At 56.4% G+C, this 6,347-nt stretch carries 6 protein-coding genes; 1 reads left to right on the plus strand and 5 read right to left on the minus strand.

Annotation, left to right across the window (positions count from 1 at the left end):
• Positions 1–27: 27 nt before the first annotated feature.
• From RCH93_RS04895 to RCH93_RS04915, 5 genes are all read right to left on the minus strand, one after another.
• On the minus strand, positions 28–852 hold the full coding sequence (locus tag RCH93_RS04895) for a menaquinone biosynthesis protein (protein WP_306547205.1): 825 nt from the start codon (positions 850–852) through the stop codon (positions 28–30).
• Positions 853–868: 16 nt separating this feature from the next.
• Positions 869–2,095, minus strand: a complete 1,227-nt coding sequence (locus tag RCH93_RS04900; protein ID WP_306547206.1) for an amidohydrolase family protein — start codon at positions 2,093–2,095, stop codon at positions 869–871.
• Positions 2,095–3,153, minus strand: coding sequence for a cyclic dehypoxanthinyl futalosine synthase (mqnC, locus tag RCH93_RS04905; RefSeq protein ID WP_306547207.1), 1,059 nt, complete (start codon positions 3,151–3,153; stop codon positions 2,095–2,097). Before mqnC ends, RCH93_RS04900 begins: the two co-directional genes overlap by 1 nt.
• A 9-nt stretch (positions 3,154–3,162) precedes the next feature.
• Positions 3,163–4,257 carry an aminofutalosine synthase MqnE gene (mqnE, locus tag RCH93_RS04910; RefSeq protein ID WP_306547208.1) on the minus strand — a complete coding sequence of 365 codons (1,095 nt, stop codon included), beginning with the start codon at positions 4,255–4,257 and terminating at the stop codon, positions 3,163–3,165.
• Positions 4,258–4,338: 81 nt separating this feature from the next.
• Positions 4,339–5,658 carry a sigma-70 family RNA polymerase sigma factor gene (locus RCH93_RS04915; protein ID WP_306547209.1) on the minus strand — a complete coding sequence of 440 codons (1,320 nt, stop codon included), beginning with the start codon at positions 5,656–5,658 and terminating at the stop codon, positions 4,339–4,341.
• 248 nt (positions 5,659–5,906) lie between these two features.
• On the opposite strand from RCH93_RS04915, the gene RCH93_RS04920 reads away from it, so the two are divergent.
• The coding region (locus RCH93_RS04920; RefSeq protein ID WP_306547210.1) for a 4-alpha-glucanotransferase at positions 5,907–6,347 on the plus strand (441 nt) is incomplete at its 3' end.

Raw genomic sequence — 6,347 nt, forward strand, 5'->3', positions numbered from 1 at the left:
TGCCTGATAAAAGGATACTAACCGAAGTTAGCTGAAAATTTTCAATGGCAGGGCAGCCGGCGAAGCCTCGCCTCGATCCACCAGATACTGGAAGAAACGCTCTAGAGCCTTAATTTTGATCGGGGAAAGATCGTGCTCAATGCCCATGAGATAACGGGAGCAGGTTTCGCAGTCCATGGGAATGCGGCGGGCCACCCGGTCGCAGATTTCGGCCATGCGTCGAGCGCCCTGTTCGCGGCAATCAACCAGCGTCTGCCCGATCGCCCTGGCCGTTTCGGCATGCTCGGCAAGAAAGGCCTCGCGGACTGTGCACACCGAGAAAACAAAGGGAAGTCCGGTGGATGCGTGCCAAATCTCACCTAAATCCAACTGCACCGGATACTGTTTGCGGGCGTTGAGCCGCAGGGCGTCGTCGCCAATCGCCAGTACGGCGCGCACTCCATCGGCTTTTCCCTGTTCGTCGCAGACGTCGCCCACCGTATACCGGGGCTGCACATGATAGAACTCTTCGAGGATGATTTTCACTAACCGAATCGAGGTGTCCGATTGGCCGGTCAGCATAACCAACTCGCCGTCCAGGGCCTCTGGCGGCACATGGGAAAAAAGGAAAACGCTGCCAACGGGCCCAGTGGCGCTGATCGAAAGATCGGCCAAAATCTGATAGCTCTCGGGTTTCACCGCATAGGCGTAGGAAGAGACGAAACCCATGTCGATGCGGTTCTCAGCCAGCAAATTGTTCAGCTGGCTGGGTTGACCTTCGACGATTTCCCAGTCGGCCGGCAAGACGCGCTCTTTCCACACCTCGTAGATTGGAGCCATATTAATGTAGTTGACCATGCCGATGCGGGCCATAGCGTGTCTCCTCTGTTCAGTGTTCGGCGCGGGTGGGGTGGATGGCGGCGCCGGCGGAAATCAAATGGCCGTAAACCTGCGCGACAGTACGTGTTGCCGCAGGCAGTGGAACAATCAGCACATCGGCGTCCTTGCCCGGCTCCAGCGCGCCAAGACAATCTCCCAATCCCAGAGCCTCGGCGCCGCCCCAGGTGGCCATGGCAAAAATAGCGGCAGGGTCAATGTCCGGCTGATCTTCGGTCAGCAGTTGCATTTCCCGCCACAGGGAGAGTTGGGGGTTGCTGGCCAAGCTGTCTGTGCCTAGGGCCGGAAGGATGCGGTGTTCTAAATACTGGCGGACCGGGGCCGCGCCGACGCGCAAGAAACGGTTGCTGCCCGGACATAGGCAGACTTTGGCGCCCTCGCCGGCCGCAATCCTGATTTCCTCAGGAGAGACATGGACAGCGTGAACACAGAGCGTGGCGGCGTCGAGCACGCCCAAATCATACAGGTAGTTAATTGAGCCGCCGCTGCCCCGGGGGACAAAGGCGCCGTCCCAGAAACCACGGGTGCGGACAAAATCAACCATCGCTCCCCTGCCCTCCCGGATCAATTCGCCTTCGGCAGCTGATTCAGCGGTGTGAATGGGAAACATGTGCCCCAAGGAAGCGGCTCGCGCCTTCAACTGTTGCAACAAGCGGCCATGGGTGGAGTACGGGGCGTGGCCGGAGCAGAGAACGCTTTCAGGTTCCTGCTCCAGGCGATTGAGATTTTTATCGAGCGTGAACGCCGCCAGACCCAGATATTCCTTAAACGGGAACAAACGTCCTGGAAAGGCACCGGCCAGGTTGCGGCCCATGGGGGTGTTGCCGATGTCGGCCAGAGCGCTGACGCCGCTCGCATACTGTTGCGCCGCCACTCGCTCTGCCGCCCGTTGCACCTGATCTCCTGTCGCGCCCAGACTGTCGCGGAGTTGCAGCAATTGGCTGATCCAACCGGTGAAGCTCGTCTGCAGGGGGACGGCGGCAAGTGCGGCCAGATGCGACAACTCAAGATGGATGTGGGCATTGATCAGGGCCGGAGTCAGGGCGGCTGCGGAATGATGGATGTGCTTGGCCAGAGGGAATTGCTGCTGCAACCGCGGCAGAACGTCAACCGCGACAATTCGCCCCTGGGCAACCGCCACGCCGCCGTCCGCAATCATCGGACGGCTGACCGGAACGACCCAGGGCGCGCTGTGGATGCATATCAGCTCCGCAGACATCAGACCGGGGTGTAGTCCATCAACCGCTGTTGCGGCTGAAATCCGGCGTCGCTGACCAGTCGTCTGATTTCTTGCTCCGAGAGCCGGAAATTGACGCCTGCGGCGGCCACCACGTTTTCTTCAATCATGGTGGAACCAAAGTCGTTGGCGCCGAAAAAAAGCGACAGTTGCGCAATTTTGGGCCCTTGAGTAACCCAAGAGGCCTGGATGTTGCGCACGTTGTCCAGGAAGAGACGACTGAGCGCCAGCATGCGCAGGTAGCTGATTGCGGTGGTTTTTTCAATGGTACGCGCTGCAGCCAGCGGCGTGTGATCGGGTTGGAACGGCCACGGGATGAAGGCGGTAAACCCGCCGGTTCGATCCTGGAGATCGCGCACCCGCTGCAAATGCTCCAGCCGTTCCTCCAGGGTCTCGATGTGGCCAAACATCATGGTGGCGGTGGTGCGCAGGCCCAGGCAATGGGCGCCCTCCATGATCGCAATCCACTGATCGGCGCTGCATTTTTTGGGCGCCGTTTCTTCCCGGACCCGGTCGCAGAGAATTTCCGCGCCGCCGCCGGGGATGGAATCAAGGCCGGCGGCAATCAATCGCTTGAGCACCTTGGTCACCGGCAAACCGGACAGTTGGGAAAAATGATGGATTTCTGGGGGTGAAAAACCGTGGATATGGATGCCGGTTGTTTTCATGAACCGAAGCATCTCTTCGTAAAACTCGAGAGGCTTGTCTGGGTGCAACCCGCCCTGCAGCAAAATTTGCGTGCCGCCGAGGGCCTGGGTTTCGCGAATTTTTTCAGCCAGTTCCTCTCGGGTCAGCACCTGGCCGGCAGGATCCTCCGGGGCTTTGAAAAAGGCGCAGAATTTACAGGCGGAGATGCAGATGTCGGTGTAGTTGATGTTGCGGTCAATAACGTAGGTCACCACCGGTTCCGGATGGAGCCGCTGGCGCACCGCACCGGCCAGAAAGCCCAACTGATGCAGACTTGCCTCGCGGGCCAGACGGAGAAAATCGCTGCCGTCAATCCGCTCCCCAGCCTCGATTTTTGCAATGGTTCCGTGCATAGCGTGCGCTCAGAAGGTGGCCAGGACGTTGTAGAGGGTGTCGCGCTGCACCGGTTGGCGGCCAGCCTCCTGGATTAGACGGATCAGGGTTTTATGGCCAAGCGCCTGTTCGGTTTCCGCGCCGGCCATGTGGGTGATCACCTCTTCCTTGACCGTGCCGTCCATGTCGTCGGCTCCAAAGGCCAGCGCCACCTGGGCCAGTTTGGGGCCAATCATCACCCAATAGGCCTTGATGTGCGGAAAATTGTCGAGCATTAGTCGGCTGACCGCAATATTTTTCAGATCATTGATGCCGGTGGTGTTGGAGTGCTCCGCCATCTCAGTGTTTTTAGGATGAAACGCCAGAGGGATAAAGGCCAGGAAACCGCCGGTGGCGTCCTGAGTGCGACGCAGGGCGTCTAGATGCTCCAATCGTTCGTCCACGGTCTCGATGTGCCCGTAAAGCATGGTGGCGTTGGTGCGCAGCCCCAGTTTATGAGCAATTTTTGCCACTTCCAGCCAACCCTCGCCGGAGAGCTTCCGCTCACAGGTCAACTGGCGAATGCGCGGGCTGAACACCTCGGCTCCGCCGCCGGGCAGCGACCCCAGACCAGCGGCCATCAACTCGCGCAGAGTTTGCTCAACCGATTTGCCGGCCAGCTGGGCCAGGTGATGAATCTCCACACAGGTAAACGCCTGGATGTGGACCTCGGGCCTCACTTCCTTAATGCCGCGCAACAGGTCAAGATAATAGGAAAACGGCAAATCAGGATGGATGCCGCCGACCATGTGAATCTCACTGATCGGTTCGTCGAGCCGTTGCCTGACCTTGTCCTTGACCTCGTCAACACTCATCTCATAGGCAAGCGCATGTCCTTTTTCCCGGCCAAAAGCGCAGAATTTGCAGAGATTGGTGCAAACGTTGGAATAGTTAATGTGCTGATTGTAGATGAAAAACGCCTGGTTGCCGTTCTTGCGTTCCCGGACAATGTCGGTAAGGGCGCCAAGGGCGAGAATATTGGGGTGCTGGTAGAGTTGCCGCCCATCTTCCAGGGAAAGGCGTTCATCGTTTCGAACCTTGGCTAGAATCCGGCCAAGACCGGCTTGCTCGATGTATGCATCCATATTGCTTCCAGCATGCTCCAATGTGAAAAAAAGAAGCCCCTCTATGCAAGGGGCTTGAGTCCGTTTAATGAGCGAGATGTTTTAATCAAGGAAAAAACGAAGCTTTTCCCGGCGGCTTGAATGCCGCAACCGGTTGAGAGCTTTTTTCTCGATTTGGCGAATGCGTTCCCGCGATACGTTGAACCGTTTGCCAATCTCTTCCAGCGTGTATTCCGCTTTTTCGCCAATGCCAAAGCGCAGCCGGATGATTTTTTCCTCGCGATCCGTCAAGGTCGACAACACCTCAGTCACCCGATGGGCCAGTTCCCGGTTCTGGACTGCATCGTAGGGCGACTCCGACTCCTGATTTTCAAGAAAGTCGCCCAGTGTGGAATCGTCGTCCCCCACCGGAGTTTCCAGGGAAATCGGTTCGCGTGAAGCCTCCAGGATCGCCAGGATCTTGTCCATGGGCAGATCGGTCATCTTGGAAATTTCAACCGGGGTCGGTTCGCGCCCCAACTCCTTGAGCAGGGAGTAAAAGGCTTTGAAGAATTGGCTGCGCAACTCGAGAAAATGCACCGGCAGACGGATAGTCCGGGTTTTGTCGAGAATGGCCCTGGTGATGGCCTGCCGAATCCACCACGAAGCGTAGGTGGAGAATTTGTTGCCTTTTTTGTAGTCAAAACGGAAAACAGCCCGCATCAGGCCAAGGTTGCCTTCCTGGATCAGGTCGGCCAGCGTCAGCCCCTGGTGCATGTAGCGTTTGGCGATGGAGACCACAAGCCTGAGATTTGCCCGGATCATGGAATCCTTGGCAAAATCAATGGAGCGATGGTAGGCTTCGATTTTGGTCGTCAACTCAAACAGCTCACGCTTTTCCGGGTAGTTGCGATGGGCAATGCTGGCGCAATGCCGCATGTAGTTGAGTTGCTGTTTTTTGGGCTTCAGGGTCGGGTCGCGACGTTGCCAAAGATCAATGCGATCAACTAGCATCTTGATTTCGGTGACCCCGGAGGTGTCCAGGCGGATCGCCTCAATAATGGCGTCAAATCCCTCGCGGATGGTCTTCGAATATTTGGCCTCTTCCTCGGGGGTCAGCAGATCAAACTGTCCCATCTCCCTGAGGTAGGTGGTGGTGGTTTCCTCGGACTCATGCTCTTCGCTGTCCGGCAAACTGTCGGCAGAGCCGTCGTCCTCACCGTTTTTCTTGCCGGTCCATTCTTCGCCGGACAGAGTTTTTCTTTTTCCCGATTCTTCTTGGGTGACAATCTCAATATTATTTTCCCCAAGAAAATCAAAGAGTTCTTCAATTGCCCCCGGATCTTTCACCTGTTCGGGAAGCAATTCGTTGAGATGTTGAAATGTGATGCATCCCTCATCCTTTCCGGCCTCAAGAAGGTCATTTTTTATACCAGCAAGCACCTGCCTTCTCCTTTATTCTGTGCATAAACGCACAAAGTGATTTTATGGGCAAAAGAATACTATAGTCTAATCTCTCAAAGGAAAAAAGCAATCAAAGAGTGTGATTCATGCGAAAAAAGCGTATATAAGGGTGAGATGGGTGGAAAATTGTTGCATGAAAGCGAGTAAGCATCGCGCCTCAGAGGGAGTTGATTACAATGGACAATGCTACATCGGTAAACATTCTCCGGCAAAGATCAAGCGGAATTTTGCTTCCGGTTTTCTCCCTGCCAGGACCCTTTGGCATTGGCGACATCGGGCTCTCGGCACGCAATTTTATCGATTTTTTGCAAAAGAGTCGGCAGAGCAGTTGGCAGATTCTGCCCATCGGGCCAACCAGCCCGATGTTTGGCAACTCTCCCTACATGAGTTATTCCGCCTTTGCCGGCAATCCGTTGCTGATCAGCGTGGAAGATTTGGTCGAGCAGGGGTTCGTTGGCCAACAGGACCTTGCCAACCTCGGTTTTTCCGAATACCAGATTGACTACCAGCGGGCAGCCGCATTTAAAAACAACCTGCTTCAAGCGGCTTGGCGACGTTTTGGGGCCACCCCCAACAACAGGGACTTGCTTGACGAGTTTGCCTGCGCTCACCCCTGGGTTGGAGAGTATGCGCTCTTTCTGGCCCTCAAGGAACACTATCAAGGCCGC

The sequence above is a fragment of the Desulfobulbus sp. genome (assembly GCF_030824455.1).
In the GTDB taxonomy this organism is placed as follows: domain Bacteria; phylum Desulfobacterota; class Desulfobulbia; order Desulfobulbales; family Desulfobulbaceae; genus Desulfobulbus.